This is a genomic window from Sinomonas susongensis (assembly GCF_005877005.1).
GTDB lineage: Bacteria > Actinomycetota > Actinomycetes > Actinomycetales > Micrococcaceae > Sinomonas > Sinomonas susongensis.
Window position 1 is genome coordinate 40318 of sequence record NZ_SSNH01000013.1, and the last position, 21482, is coordinate 61799.

A 21482-nucleotide genomic window follows, 5' to 3' on the forward strand; every position below is an offset into this window, starting at 1 on the left:
GTTCACGGCCCTGGCTGGCTCCTCTGGTCCTCCTCTGGTGATCCGGACTCGCAGCTCCCGATTTCAGCGGGCCTGCCAGGCCAGCCAATCGCGATGCTCGGTGATGTCCTCCGACTGGGCCGCCGCGACGGCGTCGCACGCGAAGCCCACGCACTCGCTCCCGTCGGCGAGCCGCATCCGGCCGAGCAGCATGGGCGTGGGCAGCTCGGCAAGGAACTCGCCGAGCGCCGCGGGCGAGAGCAGCCACCGTTCGCCGACGATCTCGGCGCCCTGATCGCTTCGGACGATCCCCGGCTTCGGCGGCCAGGTACCGAGGGCCACCATCCGGTACTCAGGCGCGGTGCGCACCTCGCCGTCCCACGCTGCCCCGAGCGCTTCGAGCTCGTGCACGAGCGGCTGCCCACGCCGGTGAGCGCCGACGACGACCAGTGGGACCGCGGGGGCGCCGGCAGCAAGGGGCCACGGAGCGGTGCGCACGGCGGGCGGCGCCGCTGCGGGTGAGAGGAGCGCGGGCGGTTCTGCAGGGTGTTCGATCCTGCGCGCGACGTCGGCTGCGACCGCGTCCTCGAACGCGCGCGCCACCACCGTGACACCGAACTGCGAGACCTCGCCGTCGGCCTCCCTGACAATGCCGGCCGGGATTGCCACGGCGGAGAGGTCGAAGAGATTGCAGAAGTTGGTGTACGTGCCCATGGCCGAGTTCACGCCGATGGGATCGGCCTCGACGTCGGCGAGCCTCGGATGCCGAGGTGCCGTCGGGATCACGAGCGCATCGAACCCCTCGAGCCGGGCGAGGGCCTCGTCGCGGAGCGACGCGAGCCGCACCCGGTCCGCGACATAGGCGTGCGCGGTGTGTGTACCCGCCGAGCGCACGATGCGGCTCACCGTGGGGTCCGCACCCGGGGGCTGCGCATCGAGATACGCCCCGACCGCCGCATGGCGCTCCGCCACCAACGAGCTCCCGTAGAGCATCCGCGCAGCCTCGAGGAAGGCGTCGAAGGGAATGGGCTCGGCTCGGATGCCCTGGTCCTGCAGCCCTCGGATCACGTCGGCGAACGCCGCCCGCCACTCCTCCGGGAGTCCCGGCAGGGACGCGGGGAAGGCGAGACGAGGGGACGACGGCGCTGCCAGCCTCGTGTTCGCCGGCCACGGCCGTGCTCCGCCGGCCATGATGCCCGCGCCGAGCTCCGCCGTCGCGAGGTCGCGGGCGAAGACCGTGATCGCGTCCCATGATGGACATGCGGGCAGGAGGCCGTCCGTGGGCACGACGCCGAGCGTCGGCTTGATCCCCACGACTCCTTGGAGGCCAGCCGGGATTCTGCCCGACCCCGCAGTGTCCGTGCCGAGCGCGAGGTCCACAAGCCCTAGTGCGACGGCGACCGCCGAGCCAGAACTCGAACCGCCCGAGAGCCTGTCGGGGCGGCGGGCGTCGCGAACCGCACCGAAGGGGCTCCGGGTGCCGACAAGGCCGGTCGCGAACTGGTCCAAGTTGGTCGCCCCCAGCACGAGTGCGCCTGCTGCGCGGAGGCGGGCGACGGCGGGCGCGTCCTCCGCGGGAACCTCGCCGAAGCCGGGGCACGCCGCCGTCGTCCGAATTCCGGCGACGTCGATATTGTTCTTCACGGCGAGCAGGAGCCCTGCAAGGGGAAGCCGCTCCCCGGCCGCGACGCGCCCGTCGACCTCTCGGGCTTCGGCGAGCAGCTCGGACTCGGGCCGCAGAGTGATCCACACCTCGGGGCGGTCCACGGCGTCGATGGCCGTGTAGGCGGCACGGACGCGCGCCTCGGCCAGCGTCCTCATGCGACGGCCTCCTCATCGATTTCCACCGATCCGAGAGCCTGCGCGACCGGCGCGAGGACCGCGAGCGCGTCTCCCGCCGTGACCTGTTGGCCCGGCGAGAGGATGTGCTCGACAACGCCGTCCGCGGGCGCGTGGATGACGGTCTCCATCTTCATCGCCTCGACGGCCATGAGCGGCTGGCCCTCGGCAACACGCTGCCCGGGCTCGACGTCCGTCTTCCAGACGTTTGCCGTGAAGGGCGCCTCGACAAGAGCCCCTCCCACCGGAACGACGACGTCGCGAACGGGCTCCGGAACGGGGACAGCCTCGGCGCGGTCGAACTCGCCGGCCTCGGCCCACGCGCGCCGCTCCCGGGAGAACGCCGCCGCCTGCCGAACCTGGAACGCCTCGATGGATTCCCGGTTCGCCTCGATGAAGGCCTCATGCTGAGCGAGCGAGAAGGTGCCGTCCTCGATCTCGACGTGACCGCGACCCGCGGCCATGTCGGCGCGCAGCTCGAGCAGTTCCTCAGGGGACACGGGATACCAGGAGATCCGGTCGAAGAAGCGCAGCAGCCACGGCGATCCGGGCTCGAACGGAGCGCTGTCCGCGTAGCGCGACCACACCTGGGTCGTGCGCCCCACGAACTGGTAGCCGCCCGGGCCTTCCATCCCGTAGATGCACAGGTAGGCGCCCCCGATGCCCACGGCGTTCTCCGGGGTCCAGGTCCTTGCGGGGTTGTACTTCGTGGTCACGAGCCGGTGCCGAGGATCGAGCGGCGTTGCGACCGGCGCACCGAGGTACACGTCGCCGAGGCCGAGAACGAGGTACTCCGCGTCGAAGACGGTGCGGAAGACGTCGTCGACCGAGTCGAGGCCGTTGACCCGCCGGATGAACTCGATGTTCCAGGGGCACCAGGGCGCGTCGTCGCGGACGCCGGTCATGTACCGCTCGATCGCCTCGCGCGTCGCGGGGTCGTCCCACGAGAGCGGAAGCCGGACGGTGCGGCTCGGGACCACGAGCTCCGACGTCGCGGGCAGGCCTGTCTCGACCTCCTGGGCCAGCCCGAGGAGCTTCGCCGACGGCAGGACGTCGGGGTCCACCTTGATCTGCAGCGAGCGAATGCCCGGGGTGAGGTCGACGACGCCGGGATGCCCGAGCGACGCAATGCGCTCATGGAGCGCGTGGACCCGGGCGCGGAGCCCCAGGTCGAGGACCATGTCGCCGTATTCGACGAGGAGGTTGTCGTCACCCGAGCGGCGGTAGGTCACCGCCGGTGCGCCGTCCGCCTCCGGACGCCGCGCCAGCACGCCGTCGTCCGCGTCGCCTCCGCGACCCACGACGACGGGTGAGGCCGCCCGCCGTGCGGGCCCCAGTGCGCGAGGCGAGGGGGCATCGGCGGACCGGATGGGCACGAAGCGCACCGTGTCTCCCGGGGCGAGCTGCCCGAGCTTCCAACGCTCGGCGGCCACGACGGTCAGGGGGCACACGAAGCCGCCGAGGCTCGGGCCGTCCGGTCCGAGCAGGATCGGGGTGTCCCCGGTGAAGTCCAGGGCGCCGACGGAGTATGGCGTGTCGTGGATGTTCGAGGGGTGGAGGCCCGCCTCACCGCCGTCGCTCCGTGCCCACCGCGGTTTGGGCCCGACGAGCCGGACGCCGGTCCGAGCCGAGTTGAAGTGGACCGCGTAGGCGCTCGCATACAGCTCGTCGATGTCCTCACGCGTGAAGAACTCGGGAGCACCGTGCGGGCCCTCCGTGACCGCGAGCTGCCACTCGGAGGTGAGGGCCGGTCGCATCTCAACCGGTACCTCGCCCCTGGGGGTCCCCGCTGGCGCCGCCGTCCTGAGGACGTCGCCGGGCCGGAGCGCGCGCCCTCCATGGCCGCCGAACTGGCCGAGGGTGAACGTCGAGCCGCTCTCCAGGTACAGCGGCACGTCAAGGCCGCCCGCGAAGAGGATGTAGCCGCGCAGCCCCGGACCGCCGACGGTGCCGAGGTCGAGGAGCGAGCCCGCGGGTACGGTGATCGGCTCCCACTGCCGCGCGGGCACGCCGTCGACCGTCACGGTCACGGGCGCTCCCGCAACGCACACGGTCGCCTCATGCGAGAAGCGCAGGGAAGGGCCCGTGACCGTGAATTCGAGCCCCGGCGCCCCCTCCGGATTGCCGAGGGCCTCGTTGCCGAGACGGAACGAGAGATCGTCCATGGGCCCGCTGGGCGGAACGCCGACCTTCCAGAGCCCGGTTCGGCCCGGCCAGTCTTGGACCGTCGTCTGCATTCCCGGGCGTTCCACGGTGATGCGCGGCTCGGGGTCGCCCACGTCGTCGAGCGTCGCAGTCGAGTGGCCGGCACGCCGGACGACGTCGAGCCGGGCCACCGTGCGGAGCAGGCCGAGGTTGGTCTCGATGCCGTCGATCCGGGTCTCGGCGAGCGCAGTCGCGAGCCGATCGAGGGCCGCCTCACGCGTCGCAGCGACCGTGACGACTTTCGCAAGGAGCGGGTCATAGTGGGTGGAGACCTCAGTGCCGCGCTCTGCCCACGCGTCGACGCGCACGCCGTCGCCCTCGGGATACCTCACCTGGGTGAGGGTCCCAGCGCTTGGCTGGTAGTTCTTCGCCGGGTCCTCGGCGTAGACGCGGGCCTCGACTGCTGAGCCCGTGACGGGCACGGCGTCCGGAACTCCTTCGAGAACGCCGGGCTCACCCTCGTCGTTCAGCGCCAGGCGGAGCATCCACTCGACGAGGTCGAGGCCGGTCACCGCCTCCGTGACAGGGTGTTCGACTTGGAGCCTCGCGTTGACCTCGAGGAAGGAGGCCTCCTCGCGGACTGGATCGTAGACGAACTCCACGGTGCCCGCGGAGCGATACGCAACCGAGGAGCAGAGGGCCCGGGCCGCACGGTGCAGCTCGGCCCGGAGCCCGTCCGGGAGGGCGGGCGCGGGTGCCTCCTCGAGCACCTTCTGGTGGCGCCGCTGGAGCGAGCAGTCCCGATCGCCGAGGCTCACGACCCGACCCCGGCCGTCGCCGAACACCTGGACCTCGACGTGCCGCGCGCGTTCCACATACCGCTCGGCGAAGACCCCGTCCGTGCCGAAGCTCGAGGCCGCCAAGCGCGCGACCCGATCGTAGGCTTCGGCGAGCTCGCCCACAGAGCGGCAGACTGTCATGCCGATCCCGCCACCCCCGCCGGTGGCCTTGAGCATGAGCGGGAAGCCGATCCGGTCGGCGGCCTCGAGCGCGGCCGTGACATCGGGCAGGAGGCCGGAACCCTTCATCATCGGCACCCCGGCAGCGCGCGCCGCTTCGCGGGCCGTGTGCTTGGTGCCGAACGCGCGGAGCTGGTCGGGGGTCGGGCCGACGAAGACGAGCCCTGCGGATTCGACGGCCTCGGCGAACTCGGCATCCTCGGACAGGAAGCCGTAGCCCGGGTGGATCGCACCAGCCCCGGTGACTTCGGCGGCCGCCAGGATCGCCTGGACGTTCAGGTAGGACTCCTTCGCCGGCGAAGCCCCCAGGAGCACCGCCTCATCGGCAAGCCTGACGTGGGCTGCCCCCCGGTCCGCCTCGGAGAACACGGCGACGGTGCGGAGGGAGAGCTTGTGCGCCGAGCGGATGATGCGGCACGCGATCTCGCCACGGTTGGCGACGAGGAGGGTATCGAAGCTCATCGTGCGGACTCCTCCGGGGTCTGGACGGAAGGTGCCGCCGCGGGTCGGGTGACGATCATGCGGACCGGCGTGGGGTTGAAGCCGTTGCAGGGGTTGTTGATCTGCGGGCAGTTCGAGACGAGCACGAGCGTGGCTGCCTCCGCACGGAGGGCGACGCGCTTGCCCGGCGCGGAGAGTCCGTCGACTATCCCCAGCGCTCCGTCCGGATCTACGGGAACATTCATGAACCAGTTGATGTTCGAGACGAGGTCTCGCTTGCCGAGGCCCCAGCGGGAGCCTTCGACGAGGAAGTTCTCGACGCACGCGTGCTGCTCGCGCGTGTGCTGGCCGTAGCGCAGGGTGTTGGACTCCTGGGAGCACGCGCCGCCGATCGTGTCGTGCACGCCGACCTCGTCGGCGACGACCGTCATGAGCGCCTCGCCATTGTCAGCGCGGAGCACGGAACCCGTCGTGAGGACGATGGAACGCTGGCGGGCAATGGTCGCGGACGCGGAGTACCGGACCGAGTGGTCCGCCGCCGCGTAGAGGAGGCAGTCGACCGCCTGGTTGCCTTCGAGGTCGACGATCGTGAGGACGTTGCCGGCCTCGACGACCGCCGACCACGGGCCTCGGGCCTCCACGAACTCGTCGAGGACGACCTCGCCGGGGACGAGTGCCGCTTCACGCGCGGAGGGGACTGCCCCGATGGAGGCTGTAGTCGTGGGGGCGGTAGTCATGGCGGCGGTCATGCGTAGCTCCTTGCTGCGAGATCGTGCTCCGTGTTGTCGAGTGCCTGGCGGTGCTCGGGGCCGAGGTCGACGAGCGAGCCGTCCGCGAGTGCCTCGAGGTCCTCCCGGGCGCGCCACGCGAGCAGCTCGACCGCCGTCCCCGTGAACTCGGGGCGTGGATCGAGGGGATGGGCGGTATTGGCCAGGACGAGGACGGCATCCAGTTGGAGCAGGAGCTCGACGGCGGCCCCTGCCCCCGCGCTCCCGAGGAACCGGATCGAGCCGTCCCGCTCGACGCGCACGCCTTTGAAGAACGAGATCGACGGCGGCACGTCCCGGCGTTCGAGGCCCTGCTTGAGCGCTCCGAGCGTGAGCAGCTCGCGACCCGCTGGCGAGGCCGAGTGCGCCGAACCCGCGCCGTACCTCTCCGTGTTGCCTGCCAGAGTCGTCGTGCCGGTGAGGGCGTCGTGGCGGCCCGAAGTGTCTGCGACGACTGTGGCCATGAGGCGGCCGGCATCGGAGAGCAGCGGGTGCCCGGTCCCGGGGTACGCCTGCCAAGGTACCTTGACCGTGTCCGCCACGTTGAGCCGCTCGTGCGCTGCCCCTGCCCTGTACAGGACGGCGTGCACGCACGCGTCGCCCCCGACGTCCACAAGGCGGACCCGCGTCCCGCGCGCGAGGGGCATCACGGTGTACCGCCCGAATGCGAGCGCCTCGGCCCACGTCACCCGTTCGGAGCCCACTCCCGGTGGCAGCTGCTCCAGGAGGTGCCGGGGCGCGGACTGCGCTGGGACGAAGCGCATCGTCTCTGCGGTGCGGCCGTGCTGGGCCCGGGCGTGGGTGCGGGCGCCGGCGGTGGTCGCCGTCGTCGTCGTTCGCTCTTCCTGCATGGCTCCCTTTCAGGTGATGATTGCTGGCGGGTTCGCGGGGCTCACGCTGCGCGCGCGGCGATTCGGCGGCGCACGAAGTAGCCCACGAGTCCGACCGCCGCGAGGACGAGCGGCGCGGCGAAGAGGAGGACGGGGTTGTCGCCGGCGGGGTCGTAGACCTCGGGCCGTGGCCACGCGAGGTTCACGAGCATGGCCGCTCCGTAGGCGACGGCAAGGCCGTTCACGGCGATGCCCCACTTGCCGAGTGAGAAGAAGCCCGGTTCGGCCTCACGGTTCCAGCGGCCGCGGACCCGCTGGACGAGGAGCGGAACCGTGATGAGCAGGTAGGCGAGATAGATCATGACGATGCAGACGCTCGAGAGGGTCGTGAACAGCGCCGCGTTGCCGATGTTGATGGCGAGGACGGCGACGGCGAGTGCGCCGATGATGAGCGAGGGCCAGACCGGGGTGCCACGCCGTGCGTGGACCGCCGAGAGCTGCCGGGCCGCCGGGAGCTGGCCGTCACGGGCCATGGAGAAGACGAGCCGCGAGCCGGCCGTCTGGATCGCGAGCGTGCACACCGAGATCGCGATGGCGACGTCGGCGAGGAGGATCTTGCCCCAGAACGTGCCGAGGACCGCGGTCAGCACGTAGGGGAGGCCGTCGGTCGCGAGGTGCCCGTCGTCCAGGCTCGGTGCAGCCATGAGCGCGGCGACGATCATGAGCGCCCCGCCCACCCCGCTCACGAGGAGGGCCGAGATGATGGTGCGCGGCGTCGTCCGGCGCGGGTCCTTCGTCTCCTCGGAGAGCTCGCCCGCCGAGTCGAAGCCGACCATGACGTAGGCGGCCATGAGGCCCGAGACGAGGAACCCACCGACCACTCCGAGGCTCGATCCGTGCAGCACTGACGTGTCCTCGACGACCATCGCCCCGCGGCGCGAGGCGCTGAACAGCGCGAGGACGACGCACGCGACGCCGACGATCTCGCACGTGACGCCGATGGAGTTGACGTGGGACATGATCTTGACGCCCAGGATGTTGATGACCGTCGTGACGACGAGCAGTCCCGCCCCGAGGACGACGGCGTTGGCCGCGCCCGTCGTGGTGTCGAGCGCCGGGTCGCCGCCGACGACTTGGAAGCCGCCCCACAGCTGGGGCAGGACGACCTGCAGTGCGATCGCCGCGGCAGCCGCCGTGATGACCTGGGCGAGCGCCATGTACCATCCGGCGAACCAGCCGATGGTGTGCCCGCCCAGGCGCCGCGCCCACTGGTAGGCCGCTCCGGAGATCGGATAGCGGGATGCCAGCTCGGCGAAGTTGAGGGCGACGAGGAGCTGGCCGAGCAGCACGATGGGCCACGTCCAGAAGAAGGCCGGCCCGGCGAACGAGTAGCCGAAGGCGAAAAGCTGGAAGATCGTGGTCAGGATCGAGACGAACGAGAAGCCCGCTGCGAAGGACGCATACCGGCCGAGCTTGCGCTGGAGGGTCGGCCGATAGCCGAGCGAGGCGAGGTCGACGTCGTCGGACGACGGGGTGGCGGCCTGAGGGAGGTCGGTGACAGTCATGAGCGCTTCGAGGGGTAGGAGGGTCACTCCGGCGGGATGAATACCGGTCAAGTGATAGTTTTTCGGGCGCTCATGATGGAATCGCTTCAGGGATGTAAGAAGTGCGAGGCGGTTGTGGGTCGGGCAGGTTTCCGATGGCTCACTGTCGTCCGCGGCCCTTCCGACGGATGTGAGAATCGGAGCATGAGCGAGTCACGGCCCGGGCGCCCCCGTGCCCAGAGGAAGGTACGGCCGGGTGCGTCGGCCCGGGAGGAGATCCTCGACGCCGCGGCCGAGCTCTTCACGACCCGCGGCTACGCCCAGACCTCCACACGGGCGATTGCCGAGGCGGTGGGCATGCGCCAGTCGTCGCTGTACCACCACTTCCCCACGAAGGACGAGATCCTCGAGGCCCTCCTCGCCGAAACGGTCTCGGGCAGCCTGGAGTTCGCCCGGCGCCTCGCGCAGGGCCTTCCGGCGGACGACGGCGACCACCGCACCGAGCGCGCGGCCCGCCTCTACACCCTCTCGCTCTACGACGGGACGGAGCTCTGTTCGGCGCAATGGAACCTCGGGGTCCTCTATCACCTGCCCGAGGCGCGGGCCGAACGCTTCGCGGCGTTCCTCGGGCTGCGCCGGGAACTGCGGGATATCTACGAGCAGCTCTCCCCACGGCCTGAGCGGCCAGGAACCGGCGACCTCGTGTTCCGCCTCGTCGAATCGCTCATCAGCCTGAGGGCGGACGGCCTCGCCCACGCGGACTCGGCACAGGAGACCGCGGACGCGGGATTGCGGCTGCTCGGCCTCGAACCGGACGCCGAGAAGATCAGAAGGCGGGCCTCGGAGCTGCTTGGGCCAGCGTGAGCGGCGAGGGGCCCGGGTGCAGGGCCCTGACGAGCACGTCGTCGAGCTCCCGGTAGAACGCCTCCCTCGCCAACCGCAGCGCCGACCGGAGGCCGCAGGAGGGCAAGAGGACGCAGTCGCCCTTCGCGGAGCGGCAGTCCGGAACATCCTCGCGGTCGTCGAGCGCACGGAGGACTGCACCGACCGTGGCCTTCCGGCCTGCCTCCGTCAGGCGGACACCGCCGCGGCGCCCGCGCTGGGACTCGATGAGGCCGAGCCGACGCAGGCCGATGATGGCCTTGCTGACGTGGTTGTAGGGAGTCGCGACGCGTTCGGCGATGGACTGGGTGGTCATCTGGCCTTCGGCGTCCGGGGAGTTGAGCAGCATCAGGACGCGCAGAACGAGGTCTTCGAACGCCCGGATGCGCATGGCCCGGAGTCTACTAACGCCCGTTATGGAAATCTATGACGGGCTCCCTCGAGCCCTTGGCCCTGAGGGCCTCGGGTCAGTGCGCGTCCTCCGCGTGGATGAGCGGGCTGAGCGGCGCCGCCTTCTCCGCGGCGCCGACGAGCCCCAGCGACTCGAGCCAGTTGCCGAGCATCTGGTATCCGCCCTCGGTGAGCACGCTCTCAGGGTGGAATTGCACGCCGCACAAGGGGGCGGACTTGTGCTGGAGGCCCATGATGACGCCCGAATGCGTGTGTGCCGTGACCTCGAGGACATCCGGAATGCTATCTGCGACGGCGGCGAGCGAGTGGTAGCGGGTCGCCGTGAACGGCGACTTCAGTCCCGCGAAGACCCCCTTGCCCTCGTGCTCGACGAGGGAAGTCTTTCCGTGCATGAGCTCGGGCGCATGTGTGACCTTGCCGCCGTAGGCCTCCGCGAGCGCCTGATGGCCGAGGCACACGCCCAGCATGGGCTTCCCGACCTCGCCGCACCACTTGATGAGCTCGATGCACACGCCCGCCTCCGCGGGGTTGCCCGGGCCGGGCGAAATAAGGACGCCGTCGCGCGCCGCGGCGAGCTCGGTCGCCTCGGCCAGCGAGACGTCGTCGTTCCTCACGACGGTCGTCTCGGCGCCGAGCTGCTGCAGGTAGCCCACCAGCGTGTAGACGAACGAGTCGTAGTTGTCGATGACGAGGATGCGGGTGCTCATTGCAGTTCGGCCAATCGTGGGAGTGGGTTGGCCGGTGGCCGAGGCGGCTAGACTTGGCTGTCAGAACCATTGACCAGCCAGCAGGCGGCACCCCGGCACATCGGCGGTGTTTGCAGGATACCAAGTGGGCCCCAGCTCAGCCGAAGCCGGCCCCGAGGAGGACCAGTGCCCGAATCGACGGAGAAGCCCGAGCCGACGACGGCGAACGGGGCCAAGAAGCCCCTGTCCACGAAGGTCTCTTCCGCGAAGACCGCCCCGAAGAAGGACGCCCGGAGGCCCAAGGCCAAGAAGAAGCGGCGTCCCGCACGGGTCGCGTCCGGACCCACACCCCAGTGGTACAAGTACCTGATGTTCACGCTCATGGTGGTCGGCCTGCTGTGGATCATCGTGTTCTACGTGACCCAGGGCCTGTTCCCGGTGCCCGCCTTCGGCAACTGGAACATCCTCATCGGCTTCGCTATCGCGATCGCGGGGTTCCTCATGACCCTGCGCTGGCGCGGCTGACGTGACCGCCCGCCAGGAGCAGGCCTACTACCAGGACACCTACCTCACCGAGTCGCCGGCCACGGTCATTGCCGCGGGCACTTCCGACGGCGGCGGCGAGCGCTGGGTTGCGGTCTCGCCGAACATCTTCCACCCCAAAGGCGGCGGTCAGCCCTCGGATGAGGGCACGGTCGACGGCGCCCCGGTCGCCCCGGCGCGGGACGACGCCGGGGTCGTGGTCCTCTCGGGGGCACCGGCGACGCTCGAGGTGGGTTCCGCCGTCGTCTGTTCGATCGACGCCGACCGGCGCCGCCTCCACGCGGCCCTGCACACGGCGGGGCACATCCTTGGGGCGCTCGGCGAGGCGCGGGGCTGGCAGCACTCGGGCCACAGCCACTTCCCAGCCCAGGCACGCCTCGACTTCGACCCGGAAGGCCACGAGGAGGAGCTTGCGACGCCGGAGTCGCGGGAGGCCGTCCGTGCCGAGCTCCAGGCCGGGATGGACGCGGCACTGGCCCGTGGCGGTTCAGTGACGGCGACGCTCGACGAGACGGGGCACCGCACCGTCACGATCGAGGGAGTGAACTCCGAACCCTGCGGTGGGACGCACGTCCGCTCGCTCGCCGACCTCGCGAAGGTGCGGATCCTCGAGGTCAAGGTCAAGCGCGGGGCGATCAAGGTCCGCTACGAGGCCGAGCACGCGTAGGCGCTGGCCGCACCCGTGCAGGTCGGGCCGATAGGGACGCCCGGCAGGGACCTCAGCTGAAATAGGTCTTCGGGTCGGCATCATCGAAACGTGCGAGGATCGACGTCGCGACATCGCGGAGCTTGATGTTCCGGTTCATCGACGCTGTCTTGAGCACCTCGATGGCCTTCTCGTGCGTGCAGCCAGACTGCGCCATGATCACGCCCGCCGCGAGGTCGATCGCCGTCCGCGACTCGAGGGCGGCTGCAAGGTCGGCGGCCCGATCCCACTCGTTCGCGAACTTCACGGCGAGCAGCACCGACTTGGCCGCGAGCGCCGCGATCTCCTCGGCGCGCGCCTGCCGATCCCGCAGGACGCCGGGCTCGGCGCTATAGCAGTTGAGCGCGGCCGATGCCCGGGACGAAGAGGGCAACGGAATCGGGGCGGCGAAGACCGCCCGGATGCCGGTCTCTGCCATGGCCTTGCGGTACCGCGGATACCGCAGGTCGCGGAGCAGGTCCGGGACGTCGACCGAGTGGCCCGTGAGCGCCGCATCCTGGCACGGGCCTTCGCCGCACGAATACTGGATCTCGTCCATCTTCTCGGCCACCTCATCGCTGTTGGCGACGGTGTCCTTCCGCCGTTCGCGTGCGAGCGTGACGCTGCAGTGCACCTCGTCGGGCCCGGAAAGATCGCGTGCGGCGACCTCGGAAAGCCGCTGCAGGAAGGCCGCCAGATCGTGGCTCTCGAGCAGCAGATCCAGGAACTCCTCGGACTCGACTGCGCTGAGTTCTTCCATCATCAGACCCCTCCAACCGGATACCCGCTCTGCTTGCGGGCTTGAGGACCATAGGAAATAGTTGCCCGCGGAAATCACTCTGAAACCCGCGTGGCCAGGCTCCGAAGCCGCCGGGTGCGCGTCCTTCCGGCTGCGTTTTCTCCAGGGTTTTTTAGCTGCGCCCGCACGGAGTGGGTAGGAGTCAGCCAAGAGCCAGACTCGAGAAGGGAATCCGATGACCAGTGGAGCCGAACCCGTTGAGCAGGACGTCGTCGACATCCTCACCGCCGACCATCAGGCCATGGTCGAACTGCTCTCGACGATCGAGACCACGCCCGATGCCAAGCAGCAGCGCGAGCTTGCCGACACGGTCATCGCGGAGGTGATGCGCCACGCAGTTGCGGAGGAGATGTACGTCTACCCGGCCGTCGAGGAGCACGTGCCGAACGGCGCCGAGGAGGTCGAGCACGACAAGCACGAGCACCAGGAGATCGTGGAGCTCATGAAGCGGCTCGAAGGCATCGACTCCGAGGATCCCAGCTTCCTCGTCACGGTCCGCGAACTCGACCAGCTGCTCAGGCACCACGCGAACGACGAGGAGACTGACCAGTTCCCCAAGCTTCGGGCCAGCATCCCGGCCGACAAGCTCGTCGACCTCGGCAAGAAGGTCGAGAACGCAAAGCGGCTTGCGCCCACCCGGCCCCACCCGGAGGCTCCGCACTCGGAGCTGTTCCACAAGACGCTCGGGGCAGGCGTCGGCTTGGTCGACCGGCTGCGCGACAAGCTCTCGGGCCGTCATACCGAGTAGTGGACGAGGCGTAAGGTGAAAGGGCCATGCCTGCCTCCGCGCCCTTCACCTTCCGCTCCATAGCCCTGCCCGTCTTCCTCCCGACCCTCCTCTTCTCGACGGGCGAAGGCGCGATCCTGCCGATCATCCCGCTCGTGGCGCACAACCTCGGGGCGTCGCTCGCCCTCGCGGGCTTCGTGGCCTCGATGGTCATGGTCGGGGAGCTCGCGGGGGACATTCCAGCGGGCTGGGTCGTCTCCCGCGTCGGCGAGCGCACGTCGATGATGGGCGCGGCGTTCGTGGCCCTCGGCGGCATCCTCGTGTGCCTTGCCGCGCCCAATCCCTGGGTCCTCCTCGCCGGAGTCCTGCTCATCGGCGTCGCCACGGCCGTGTTCGCCCTCGCCCGCCACGCGTTCATGACCACCCACGTGCCGCTCCGCTACCGGGCCCGCGCGCTCTCGACGCTGGGGGGCATCTTCCGCGGCGGCTGGTTCATCGGGCCACTCATCGCCTCCGGCGTCATCACCGCGACCGGGACACCCCAATCGGCGTTCTGGATCTTCGCCGTCGGCTGCACCGCCGCCGCCCTCTCCCTCCTGGTCCTGCCGGACCCCGAGCGGACAGCTGAAGCTGGGGGCGCAGCCAAGGACGCAGCCCGCACCGTCGGCGCAGAGCACCACGGCCTCTTCCGGACGATCTGGGCGCACCGGGCGGTCCTCCTGCGGATGGGGTCGGGTGTGGCGCTCGTGGGAGCCGCACGATCCGCCCGCACGACGCTGCTCCCCCTGTGGGCGCTCAGCATCGGGCTCGGCGAGGCGAACACCGCCCTGGTGATCGGCATCGCGGGCGGCGTCGAATTCGCCCTGTTCTACACCAGCGGCCACATCATGGACCGCTGGGGACGGCTCTGGAGCGTCATGCCCTGCATGATCGGACTCGGCAGCGGCTTCGTCGCCCTCGCCTTCGTGCACGACGTGCCGGGCCGAGCCGCGTGGTTCGTCGCCGTCGTCCTCGTCCTCTCCCTCGCGAACGGCATGGGGAGCGGGATCGTCATGACCCTGGGCGCCGACCTCGCCCCCCGGAACAGCCCGGCCGCCTTCCTCGGGGCGTGGCGGTTCGCGGGCGACGGCGGGCAGGCTGCGGCGCCGCTGCTCGTCGCCGGCCTCACGGCAGTCGCGTCGCTCCCCTTGGCGAGCGGAGCCATCGGGGTGCTGTCCCTGATCGGAGCCGGGATCCTGGGGCGGTACATCCCGCGGTACGTCCCCCACCGACCGCATTCGCGTCGGGACACGAGCGAACCCAGTGAGGTCGGTTAGCCCAGCGAGGTCGGTTGGGGCGGCCGCCGCGGGCTAGTGCGCGCCGATGCGGATGGCTTCCGCGACGGCCCTCTCAGAGCCGCGCACCCACGGGTCGCCATGACCCGGCAGGAGGATCCTCGCGCCGGTCGCGGCGATCGCGTCGAGCGAGGCGAGCGCCTGCCGAGTGCTCTTCGTCGCCGCCGAGGCCACGATCTGAGCGCCGGAGTGCCCGGTGTAGGGGTCGAGCGTGACGAGGGCGTCCCCAGTGAGGAGCGCGTCACGCTCTGGCAGGTGGAGAATGCAGTGGCCATCCGTGTGGCCGGGCGTATGGATCACCGTCGGCGATCCGGGGACCGGGAGCGCGGAACCAGGGCCCAGCGGGCGGGTCTCGGCGATCCCCCTCACCCCCAATGCACCGGCGGCGGCCATTCGGCCCAGCTTGGGCAGCGAACCTGGGTGCGTGAACGGGTAGAGGAAGCGGCTGCGCTGAGGTCGGTAGCGGTAGGGGTGCGCCGCGAGGCGAGCGTCCTCGCGATGGACGAGAACCGGCGTCCCCCACTCACGGTGCGCCCTCAGGGCGAAGCCCACGTGGTCGAAGTGCCCGTGCGTGAGCACGATCGCACGGATATCGCGGGGAGTCCGGTTCAGGGTCTCGAGGAGCTCGCGCAGCATGGGCCACATGCTCGGGAGCCCCGCGTCGACGAGGGTCACGCCGTCGTCGTCCTCGATGAGGTAGCAGTTCACATAGGCGTGAGTGATGAGGTGGACGCCTTCGGCGACGCGAGGTACCAGCATGGGAGTTCTCCGATCGACGGCGCTCCTGCTGCGGTACCCGCGGACGGCACCGGAGAAACAGGGGCTCGGCAGGCGCTCAACTCCCCCGGCGGCAATCTGGGAGGTTCCACCAAATCTGGGGAACAGCTTCCTTAGGAGTAAGGCGCACCACCGGAAGAAGGCCCACCGACTGGAAGGCAGGCACCCCATGACCCCGAGCCATCGCGGCGACACGAGCGAGCAGCGTGAAGCCGAACACCGCGAAGCCGAGCACCGCGAAGCCGAACACCGCGAAGCAGAGCACCGCGAAGCAGAGAACCCGGACGGCCGGGAGCGCGACCTGCGGGCGATGACTGCTCAGCAGAAGCGACGTTTCGGCGGGATGAAGTTCGGCTCCGCCTTCTTCGGCTGGGTCACAGCGACCGGCATATCGGTGCTTCTCATTGCACTGCTGACGGCAGCGGGAGCGGGCGTGGGGATCGCGACCCAGACCGATCCGGCGGCACTGGCCGCGCAGTCCTCTTCCACGGTAGGCCTGGTCGGGGGCATCGGGCTGGTTCTGATCCTCTTCGTCTCCTACTTCTGCGGAGGGTACGTGGCCGGGCGGATGGCCCGCTTCGACGGCGCCAGGCAGGGCATTGCCGTGTGGCTGTGGGCTGTGATCGTCGCCGTCGTCCTCGCCGCCCTTGCCGCGGCCGCCGGGAGCAGGTTCAACGTCCTCGGCTCCCTGAACAGCTTCCCCCGCATTCCGGTCGACGAGGGCACCCTCACCCTCGGCGGCGTGATTGTGCTGGTCGCCGCAGCCTTGATCACCCTCGCGGGCGCCGTCCTGGGCGGGGCCACAGGCATGCGCTTCCACCGCAGGATCGACAGGGCCGCCCTCGACGTCTGAGCCCTTGTACGTCGCCACCATCGCCGCCGGGAACTCGCGCGCTCCCACCTTGGCCTCGCGCTAGGTGCCTAGGAGGCCTGGGCCCAGCCGGGCAGCAAGTATCGGGACGCCCGGCCCGTGAAGCTCGTCGCAGTATGCTCCGCGCCCAGCCATCGCCATCGTCAGGGCCAAGGTCGTTCCGCGCACGAGCGGTCCCCCGCCGGCGGCAAAGGGCCCGTCGATCGCTTCGAGGCGCAGGCCTCGGCTGGTGGTGCGACTGGGGACCGCGAAGTTTCCGCGCGCATAGAACCTCGCGACCGCGGTCGTGGCGTCTGTCGGATAGGCGTGCTCGATTCCCAGCGGGCGGCGGATGTCTTCCGAGTGCACGATGACTTCGCCCAGCCATGCGGGGACCGGCCCCGGCGCAGACTTCGTGCTGGTGGTGACGCCCCGGAACTGGGCGAGCGTGTCAGCCGGAGTCGGGCCGAGTCGCTCCCTGAGCCGGCGCTCGTTGTGCAGATCGAAGTCGAATCGGGCGCCGATGACGCTTGCGAACCACCGCGCGGGGCCGATGCTGGCGGCTGCCGTCAGGTGGGCGACCACGTCCTCGATGCTCCAGCCTTCGCAGAGCGACGGCAGCTCCCACTGCGCTCCGTCAAGGTCGGCGAGGTCGGCCGCGAGAGCAGCACGCTCAGCATGTGCCGCCGACCAGAGTCGGCGGGTCGTCGTCGTTCGCTCCGGCATCCGCCCTCCGATCCTGCCGGGAGGCTACCACGCGCGGATGTCCAGATGAGCAGGCGGTCAGAAGAGCAGGACCGCCCAGCTCGCCGAGAGGCCGACGAGCAGCCAGACGACGTAGTCGCCCACCTTGCCCGAGTGCACTTCGCGCAAGACCCGCAGCGGCGGGCGCACGAGCCACTGGCCTCGGCGCATCCGCTCCGGGAGGCGGTGGCGGAAGACGCCGAACGCGGCCACTCCGACCGCGAGCGCGACGGTCAGGAGCCCAAGCCAGATCGCCTCGGCGTCCCACGAGGCGGCACCCTGCGCACCGCTCGTCGTGTACGCCGAGGCGCTGCTGACGGCACCCGTGCCGAGGACGGCCCCCACGTAGCCGTCGCGGTCCATGAACCTCGCGGCAGCCTCCTGCACCGCGGTCCCCACCGCGGGAAGGAGGCCCAGGACGAGCCCCGCTGCGAGCAGCCCGACCACGGGCACCATCATCGAGACGGGGATGCGCGAACGGCCGATATTGATCTCGATATGCTCTTGGTCGCCGCTCATCCCCTCCGCCTCGATTCCTTCAGGCGGTGACCCCACGTCGAGGAAGATGCGGGCCCCCACGCGGAGGACCGCACCCCCGGTCACGGAGGAGACGGCGATCATGAGTACGAGGAGCCACGGGGCGTTGGCCTCGGCGAGGCCGTGTTCGGCGATACCCTTGCCGAGCCCGAGTGCGAACGGCGGAGCGCCTGCGAGCGCTGCTCCCGAGAGCATGAACGCAATGCCCAAGGTCCGGGCGTCCCTCCCGCGCCCATGCAGGGTGAACTCGTCGACGCTCCCGTAGCGGTCCAGGATCACGCCGCTCTGGAGGAAGAGTGCGCCCTTGATGGCTGCGTGGCCCAGGATGTACAGCGCCACCCCTCCGAGCGCCTCCGGCGAGGAGATGCCGAGCACCGCGACGAAGAGCCCGAGGTGCGAGATCGTGGAGTACGCCAGAAGGCGCTTGAGGTGCCGCTGGAGGAAGCACATGATGCCGCCGACGACGGCGGTCAGCACCCCGAGCACGACGAAGGCGTGCTGGGCGGCCGACGCGATGCCGGTCGAGCTGAAGACCTCCCAGTAGATGCGCGCGATCCCGTACAGGCCGAGCTCGACCATGACTCCGGAGAAGAGCACGCAGACCGGGGACGGGGCGACGGCGTGGGCGTCCGCGAGCCAGAAGTGGAACGGCGCGACGGCGGCCTTCACGAGGAAGCCCGCGAGGAGCAGTACGAAGGCGATCGGCACGAGGAGACTGTGGTCCGTCGCGAGGGAATGGGACAGGGCTGCGATGTTGAGGTTGCCCGTCCTGGCGTAGACGAGGGCCACCCCCGTGAGCGAGAGATAGGCCGCCAGGGAGTTGATGATGCCGAAATTGATGGCCCCGTGGATCGCGGAGGGATCCTCACTCTTTATGCCGGTCAGCGCATATGCCGCTACGCCCATAAGCTCGAAGAACACGAACATCGTGAAGATGTCTCCCGCGAACGCGAACCCGGTCATACCGGCGAGGAAGAGCACCATGAGTCCGTGGAAGTGGGCCGATTCCGCTTCGAAGTAGCGCCACGCGAAGATGAGTGCGGCCAGCATGAGGACACTCGCCACGAGGGCAATGCCCACGCTCACCTCGTCTCCGACAAGGGCGATCCCGACTCCGCGTCCGTCCCGGAACGGCCAGCCGCCCATCCAGTAGACGAGCCTGCCGCCGGACGCCGTCGCCAGGACGAAGGCCTCGAGGACGATGGCTGTGAGGGCGGCGCCGATGGAGAGGACGTCCGTGAAGCGGATGGGCAGGAGCCGCCCCAACGAGAGCAGCAGGCATGCGACGAGGATGAGTCCGATGACGAGGAGCGGGAGCATCGGGGCGGCGACCGTTGCAGGCAGCATCGTCAGCCCTCGAGCCGGCCGAGAGCGTCGGGGTCGACCGCCTTGCGCCGCTTCGCCATCTGGATCGCGAGCGCGAGCAGCATGGACGTGACCGCCGCCGAGACCACGACGTCCGTGAGCGTGAGGGCCTGGACCACGGGGTCCACGACGGGCGTCTGCTGGCCGACCTGGTTTCCGAAGATGGGCGCGACCCCTCCGTACTGGAAGCCGATTGCGATCAGCAGGATGTAGGTGCTCGACTGCGCGACGGAGAGGCACACCACCGTGTGGACGAGGTTCCGGCTCGTCGCCATGCCGATGAGCCCGAGGGCCATGACGGCGGCGGCGACGACGTAGGCGTAGTAGCTCATGCGGCGGCCTCCTCCTTCTGGTCGGCCCCGGGCGGGTCGCCCTTGGTCCCGGGATCGGACCGGATGGCGAGGGCTTGGTCCAGGAAGCCCGCGAGCAGGATGACGACGCTGCTGCACACCGTCATGCCGACAGCGATGTTGAACAGCGGAACGGTGCCGGCCGAGAGGAAGTCGCTCAGCTGCCCTTGGGGGACGAAATTCGCGAACAGCGCGGCTCCCAGCGCACCCCCCGCCAGGCCCAGAGCGCCGAAGAGGACGACGCCGAGCGCCTCGCCCTGCTCGAACCACTCGAGCGGGCGGAGACGGCTGAGCAGCGTGTAGCGTCCGCCCACGTACAGGAGGTGGATCCCCGTGGAGAGGACCACGCCGCCCTGGAAGCCTCCGCCCGGCGTGATCGCACCGTGTGCCACGACGTCCGCCGCGAGGACGAGCGTCAGCGGGAACAGGACGTAGACGATGAGGCTCGTGGACTCCATGACCCTGCCGCCGCTCGAGACCTGCCGGCGGCGCTCACGGTGCACCGGTCTGAGCAGCGTCGCGACGCCGACGACGGCACAGAACAGGATCGTCTCCTCCCCGAAGGTGTCGAAGCCGCGCTGGTCGAAGTTGATGCTCGAGACACTGTTCGCGGTTGCGTGGGCGAACGTCGCGACGACCGCCAGGTCCCGGTACGGGTGGAACGTGCTGCCGAAGCCGGGAAGGCCCGTGAACGCAGTGGCCATCGCGAGTCCGAAGCCGGCGAGGCCGATCCACAGGAGGGTGAGGCGAGCGCGTCGGGTCATGGCTGCCCCGCTTCCGATCCCTGCCCGGCATCGCCCTGCGCGGATCCTTCGAGCTCGCTTTCCGCCTCGCTCCGGATGCTCGCGATCTTCCGGATCGAGAGGACCACGATGAGCGGCACCACCGCGGTCCCGATCGCCACCTGGCTGAGCGCGACGTCGGGGGCCTGCAGGGTCACGAAGAAGATGCTGAGCAGGATGCCGTACACCGAGAGCACGACTGCCTGCTTCGAGGGCGCGCGCGTGAAGACGACGACCGCGGCCCCGATGAGGACGATCGTCAGGCTCACCGCGATGAGGGCATTCGTCAGGAAGTCGGAGTTCATTCGGGCGGCTCCCCCACGGCGATCCCCTGCTCGGCGGCGAGCGCGCGGCCGATCGCCGTCGTCATCGAGGGGCCGGTGAAGGCGATGACGAGCGCGACGACCGCCACTGCCGCGCCGCCCAGACTGGCCCCGAAGTAGATGACTCCGGCGACGGCGAAGAGCGGCACTGCTATGGCGGTCACGGGGGCCAGGAAGTGGAGCCGTGCGAGCGGCGACCGCGCCAGGACTGCGCCGAGGCTCGCATAGGCCACGACGAGCACCGCGAGGCCCGCGAAGACCGCCTCGAGCGCGCTCACCGCCTGTCCGCCTCGGAATCGATCCTCGGCGTGAGGAGCCGCGTGTAGACAAGCGTTCCGGTCGCTCCGAGGACGGCCAGCACGAGCGGGACGATGAGGTACGACGACTGGTTGACGATCGCCGAGAGGCCTATGAGAACGAGGGCTCCGGTGGCACTGAGGAGCTGGAGGCCGATCAGGCGCTGGACATTGCTTCCACGGGCCGCGAGGTACACGGCGGGGACGACGCCGACTACGAGGAGAGCGAGGGTCACGGCAGTCCACAGCGTCTGGTCGCTCACTCACGCTCCGATCTACGGAGGGTGCGGGCGGCACCGGCGGCGACGCGCTCGTCGAGATGCGGCCAGCCCTTCACGAGGGAATGCATGCGGGCGGTCCCCGTGTCGGGATCGCAGTCGATGACGACGGTCCCCGGCGTGGCGGACAGTGCCAGGATCGCGCCCGAGCGAAGTCCCGTCTCGGCCCGGCCGGTCGAGCGCGGCAGCTGGGCCTCGACGACGTCCTCGGGCTGGCGCCCCGCGAGCCACGGCACGAGCCGGGCACTGTCGGCGACGGCGGAAACCGGCACGAGCGACGTCCAACGGAGCCAGGCGAGGGCGGGCTTGGCCTCGAATGGAATCGCGCGCCTCGCAACGCGCGCCAGGACCGCCGCTACCAAGGCGACGGCCGCGGCGACAAGGGTCTCGCCGAGGGTCACCGTCGACGCCGTCGCGAGCCAGAAGACGCTTCCGCCAGCCCACCAGAGCACAAGCTCGCCCAGGGCCCCCGCGACGCCGCGCGCCCCGGGAAGCCCGAAGAACCCTCGGAGAGAATCGGTCCAGCCCATAGTGATCGAAAAGCTAATC

Annotated in this window: 24 protein-coding genes; 6 read left to right on the top strand and 18 right to left on the bottom strand. The window is 70.1% G+C overall.

The window, feature by feature from the left end:
- Positions 1 to 63: 63 nt before the first annotated feature.
- Genes atzF through E6A21_RS15445 form a run of 5 tightly spaced genes read right to left on the bottom strand, consistent with a single transcriptional unit; the run spans position 64 to position 8585 of the window.
- A complete protein-coding gene (gene atzF, locus E6A21_RS15425; protein WP_138445044.1) occupies positions 64 to 1800 on the bottom strand; it encodes an allophanate hydrolase in 1737 nt (578 codons plus the stop codon).
- Positions 1797 to 5444: an urea carboxylase gene (gene uca / locus E6A21_RS15430; protein ID WP_138445045.1), complete on the bottom strand. Its 3648-nt coding sequence runs from the start codon at positions 5442 to 5444 to the stop codon at positions 1797 to 1799. Before uca ends, atzF begins: the two co-directional genes overlap by 4 nt.
- On the bottom strand, positions 5441 to 6172 hold the full coding sequence (locus tag E6A21_RS15435; protein WP_425471567.1) for an urea amidolyase associated protein UAAP2: 732 nt from the start codon (positions 6170 to 6172) through the stop codon (positions 5441 to 5443). The genes uca and E6A21_RS15435 overlap by 4 nt, the downstream gene beginning before the upstream one ends.
- Entirely contained in the window at positions 6169 to 7041 is an 873-nt protein-coding gene (locus E6A21_RS15440; RefSeq protein ID WP_138445046.1) for an urea amidolyase associated protein UAAP1, read from the bottom strand. The genes E6A21_RS15435 and E6A21_RS15440 overlap by 4 nt, the downstream gene beginning before the upstream one ends.
- Before the next feature lie 41 nt (positions 7042 to 7082).
- A complete protein-coding gene (locus tag E6A21_RS15445; RefSeq protein WP_138445089.1) occupies positions 7083 to 8585 on the bottom strand; it encodes an amino acid permease in 1503 nt (500 codons plus the stop codon).
- A 183-nt stretch (positions 8586 to 8768) separates the two neighbouring features.
- Here E6A21_RS15445 and E6A21_RS15450 point away from each other — a divergent pair, with 183 nt between their 5' ends.
- Positions 8769 to 9428 carry a TetR/AcrR family transcriptional regulator gene (locus E6A21_RS15450; protein ID WP_138445047.1) on the top strand — a complete coding sequence of 220 codons (660 nt, stop codon included), beginning with the start codon at positions 8769 to 8771 and terminating at the stop codon, positions 9426 to 9428.
- On the opposite strand, the gene E6A21_RS15455 is transcribed toward E6A21_RS15450, so the two are convergent.
- Positions 9391 to 9837, bottom strand: coding sequence for an Rrf2 family transcriptional regulator (locus E6A21_RS15455; RefSeq protein ID WP_138445048.1), 447 nt, complete (start codon positions 9835 to 9837; stop codon positions 9391 to 9393). The two genes, E6A21_RS15450 and E6A21_RS15455, sit on opposite strands and share 38 nt — an antisense overlap.
- Positions 9838 to 9913: 76 nt before the next feature.
- Complete coding sequence (locus E6A21_RS15460) at positions 9914 to 10564, bottom strand: aminodeoxychorismate/anthranilate synthase component II (RefSeq protein WP_138445049.1); 651 nt, start codon at positions 10562 to 10564, stop codon at positions 9914 to 9916.
- 165 nt (positions 10565 to 10729) lie between these two features.
- On the opposite strand from E6A21_RS15460, the gene E6A21_RS15465 reads away from it, so the two are divergent.
- Entirely contained in the window at positions 10730 to 11068 is a 339-nt protein-coding gene (locus E6A21_RS15465) for a cell division protein CrgA (protein ID WP_246036565.1), read from the top strand.
- Position 11069: 1 nt separating this feature from the next.
- The gene (locus E6A21_RS15470; RefSeq protein ID WP_138445050.1) at positions 11070 to 11753 is read left to right on the top strand and encodes an alanyl-tRNA editing protein; all 684 of its coding nucleotides are present in this window, start codon (positions 11070 to 11072) and stop codon (positions 11751 to 11753) included.
- A gap of 52 nt (positions 11754 to 11805) precedes the next feature.
- Here the strand turns inward: E6A21_RS15470 and E6A21_RS15475 are convergent, their stop codons facing one another.
- Positions 11806 to 12534: a GAF and ANTAR domain-containing protein gene (locus E6A21_RS15475; RefSeq protein WP_171041436.1), complete on the bottom strand. Its 729-nt coding sequence runs from the start codon at positions 12532 to 12534 to the stop codon at positions 11806 to 11808.
- 211 nt (positions 12535 to 12745) lie between these two features.
- Here E6A21_RS15475 and E6A21_RS15480 point away from each other — a divergent pair, with 211 nt between their 5' ends.
- Positions 12746 to 13318 carry a hemerythrin domain-containing protein gene (locus E6A21_RS15480; protein WP_138445052.1) on the top strand — a complete coding sequence of 191 codons (573 nt, stop codon included), beginning with the start codon at positions 12746 to 12748 and terminating at the stop codon, positions 13316 to 13318.
- A gap of 26 nt (positions 13319 to 13344) precedes the next feature.
- Positions 13345 to 14613, top strand: a complete 1269-nt coding sequence (locus E6A21_RS15485) for an MFS transporter (RefSeq protein WP_138445053.1) — start codon at positions 13345 to 13347, stop codon at positions 14611 to 14613.
- A 33-nt stretch (positions 14614 to 14646) separates the two neighbouring features.
- On the opposite strand, the gene E6A21_RS15490 is transcribed toward E6A21_RS15485, so the two are convergent.
- Both E6A21_RS15490 and E6A21_RS18450 read right to left on the bottom strand, forming a co-directional pair.
- Entirely contained in the window at positions 14647 to 15390 is a 744-nt protein-coding gene (locus E6A21_RS15490; RefSeq protein ID WP_138445054.1) for an MBL fold metallo-hydrolase, read from the bottom strand.
- A 131-nt stretch (positions 15391 to 15521) separates the two neighbouring features.
- Positions 15522 to 15683 (bottom strand): pentapeptide repeat-containing protein, encoded by a 162-nt coding sequence (locus E6A21_RS18450; protein WP_425471569.1) that lies wholly within the window; start codon positions 15681 to 15683, stop codon positions 15522 to 15524.
- 35 nt (positions 15684 to 15718) lie between these two features.
- Between E6A21_RS18450 and E6A21_RS15495 the strand changes: the two genes are divergently transcribed.
- Entirely contained in the window at positions 15719 to 16261 is a 543-nt protein-coding gene (locus E6A21_RS15495) for a hypothetical protein (RefSeq protein WP_425471570.1), read from the top strand.
- Between the two features lie 60 nt (positions 16262 to 16321).
- On the opposite strand, the gene E6A21_RS15500 is transcribed toward E6A21_RS15495, so the two are convergent.
- Genes E6A21_RS15500 through E6A21_RS15535 form a run of 8 tightly spaced genes read right to left on the bottom strand, consistent with a single transcriptional unit; the run spans position 16322 to position 21463 of the window.
- Complete coding sequence (locus E6A21_RS15500; protein WP_138445056.1) at positions 16322 to 16984, bottom strand: maleylpyruvate isomerase family mycothiol-dependent enzyme; 663 nt, start codon at positions 16982 to 16984, stop codon at positions 16322 to 16324.
- Positions 16985 to 17041: 57 nt separating this feature from the next.
- A complete protein-coding gene (locus tag E6A21_RS15505; protein ID WP_138445057.1) occupies positions 17042 to 18886 on the bottom strand; it encodes a complex I subunit 5 family protein in 1845 nt (614 codons plus the stop codon).
- Between the two features lie 2 nt (positions 18887 to 18888).
- On the bottom strand, positions 18889 to 19236 hold the full coding sequence (locus E6A21_RS15510) for a sodium:proton antiporter (RefSeq protein ID WP_138445058.1): 348 nt from the start codon (positions 19234 to 19236) through the stop codon (positions 18889 to 18891).
- Positions 19233 to 20018, bottom strand: coding sequence for an MnhB domain-containing protein (locus E6A21_RS15515; protein WP_138445059.1), 786 nt, complete (start codon positions 20016 to 20018; stop codon positions 19233 to 19235). The genes E6A21_RS15510 and E6A21_RS15515 overlap by 4 nt, the downstream gene beginning before the upstream one ends.
- Positions 20015 to 20341, bottom strand: coding sequence for a Na(+)/H(+) antiporter subunit B (locus E6A21_RS15520; protein WP_138445060.1), 327 nt, complete (start codon positions 20339 to 20341; stop codon positions 20015 to 20017). Before E6A21_RS15520 ends, E6A21_RS15515 begins: the two co-directional genes overlap by 4 nt.
- Complete coding sequence (locus E6A21_RS15525; RefSeq protein WP_138445061.1) at positions 20338 to 20637, bottom strand: monovalent cation/H(+) antiporter subunit G; 300 nt, start codon at positions 20635 to 20637, stop codon at positions 20338 to 20340. The genes E6A21_RS15520 and E6A21_RS15525 overlap by 4 nt, the downstream gene beginning before the upstream one ends.
- Positions 20634 to 20918, bottom strand: a complete 285-nt coding sequence (locus E6A21_RS15530) for a monovalent cation/H+ antiporter complex subunit F (protein ID WP_212745956.1) — start codon at positions 20916 to 20918, stop codon at positions 20634 to 20636. The genes E6A21_RS15525 and E6A21_RS15530 overlap by 4 nt, the downstream gene beginning before the upstream one ends.
- Positions 20915 to 21463 (bottom strand): Na+/H+ antiporter subunit E, encoded by a 549-nt coding sequence (locus E6A21_RS15535; protein WP_138445062.1) that lies wholly within the window; start codon positions 21461 to 21463, stop codon positions 20915 to 20917. The genes E6A21_RS15530 and E6A21_RS15535 overlap by 4 nt, the downstream gene beginning before the upstream one ends.
- Between the last annotated feature and the right edge of the window lie 19 nt (positions 21464 to 21482).

Excerpts from the sequence above, each read along its gene's own strand:
- atzF (WP_138445044.1), bottom strand. The coding sequence starts at position 1,800 with ATGAGGACGCTGGCCGAGGCGCGCGTCCGTGCCGCCTACACGGCCATC.
- uca (WP_138445045.1), bottom strand. The coding sequence starts at position 5,444 with ATGAGCTTCGATACCCTCCTCGTCGCCAACCGTGGCGAGATCGCGTGC.
- E6A21_RS15435 (WP_425471567.1), bottom strand. The coding sequence starts at position 6,172 with ATGACCGCCGCCATGACTACCGCCCCCACGACTACAGCCTCCATCGGG.
- E6A21_RS15440 (WP_138445046.1), bottom strand. The coding sequence starts at position 7,041 with ATGCAGGAAGAGCGAACGACGACGACGGCGACCACCGCCGGCGCCCGC.
- E6A21_RS15445 (WP_138445089.1), bottom strand. The coding sequence starts at position 8,585 with ATGACTGTCACCGACCTCCCTCAGGCCGCCACCCCGTCGTCCGACGAC.
- E6A21_RS15450 (WP_138445047.1), top strand. The coding sequence starts at position 8,769 with ATGAGCGAGTCACGGCCCGGGCGCCCCCGTGCCCAGAGGAAGGTACGG.
- E6A21_RS15455 (WP_138445048.1), bottom strand. The coding sequence starts at position 9,837 with ATGCGCATCCGGGCGTTCGAAGACCTCGTTCTGCGCGTCCTGATGCTG.
- E6A21_RS15460 (WP_138445049.1), bottom strand. The coding sequence starts at position 10,564 with ATGAGCACCCGCATCCTCGTCATCGACAACTACGACTCGTTCGTCTAC.
- E6A21_RS15475 (WP_171041436.1), bottom strand. The coding sequence starts at position 12,534 with ATGATGGAAGAACTCAGCGCAGTCGAGTCCGAGGAGTTCCTGGATCTG.
- E6A21_RS15480 (WP_138445052.1), top strand. The coding sequence starts at position 12,746 with ATGACCAGTGGAGCCGAACCCGTTGAGCAGGACGTCGTCGACATCCTC.
- E6A21_RS15485 (WP_138445053.1), top strand. The coding sequence starts at position 13,345 with ATGCCTGCCTCCGCGCCCTTCACCTTCCGCTCCATAGCCCTGCCCGTC.
- E6A21_RS15490 (WP_138445054.1), bottom strand. The coding sequence starts at position 15,390 with ATGCTGGTACCTCGCGTCGCCGAAGGCGTCCACCTCATCACTCACGCC.
- E6A21_RS15495 (WP_425471570.1), top strand. The coding sequence starts at position 15,719 with ATGACTGCTCAGCAGAAGCGACGTTTCGGCGGGATGAAGTTCGGCTCC.
- E6A21_RS15500 (WP_138445056.1), bottom strand. The coding sequence starts at position 16,984 with ATGCCGGAGCGAACGACGACGACCCGCCGACTCTGGTCGGCGGCACAT.
- E6A21_RS15505 (WP_138445057.1), bottom strand. The coding sequence starts at position 18,886 with ATGCTGCCTGCAACGGTCGCCGCCCCGATGCTCCCGCTCCTCGTCATC.
- E6A21_RS15510 (WP_138445058.1), bottom strand. The coding sequence starts at position 19,236 with ATGAGCTACTACGCCTACGTCGTCGCCGCCGCCGTCATGGCCCTCGGG.
- E6A21_RS15515 (WP_138445059.1), bottom strand. The coding sequence starts at position 20,018 with ATGACCCGACGCGCTCGCCTCACCCTCCTGTGGATCGGCCTCGCCGGC.
- E6A21_RS15520 (WP_138445060.1), bottom strand. The coding sequence starts at position 20,341 with ATGAACTCCGACTTCCTGACGAATGCCCTCATCGCGGTGAGCCTGACG.
- E6A21_RS15535 (WP_138445062.1), bottom strand. The coding sequence starts at position 21,463 with ATGGGCTGGACCGATTCTCTCCGAGGGTTCTTCGGGCTTCCCGGGGCG.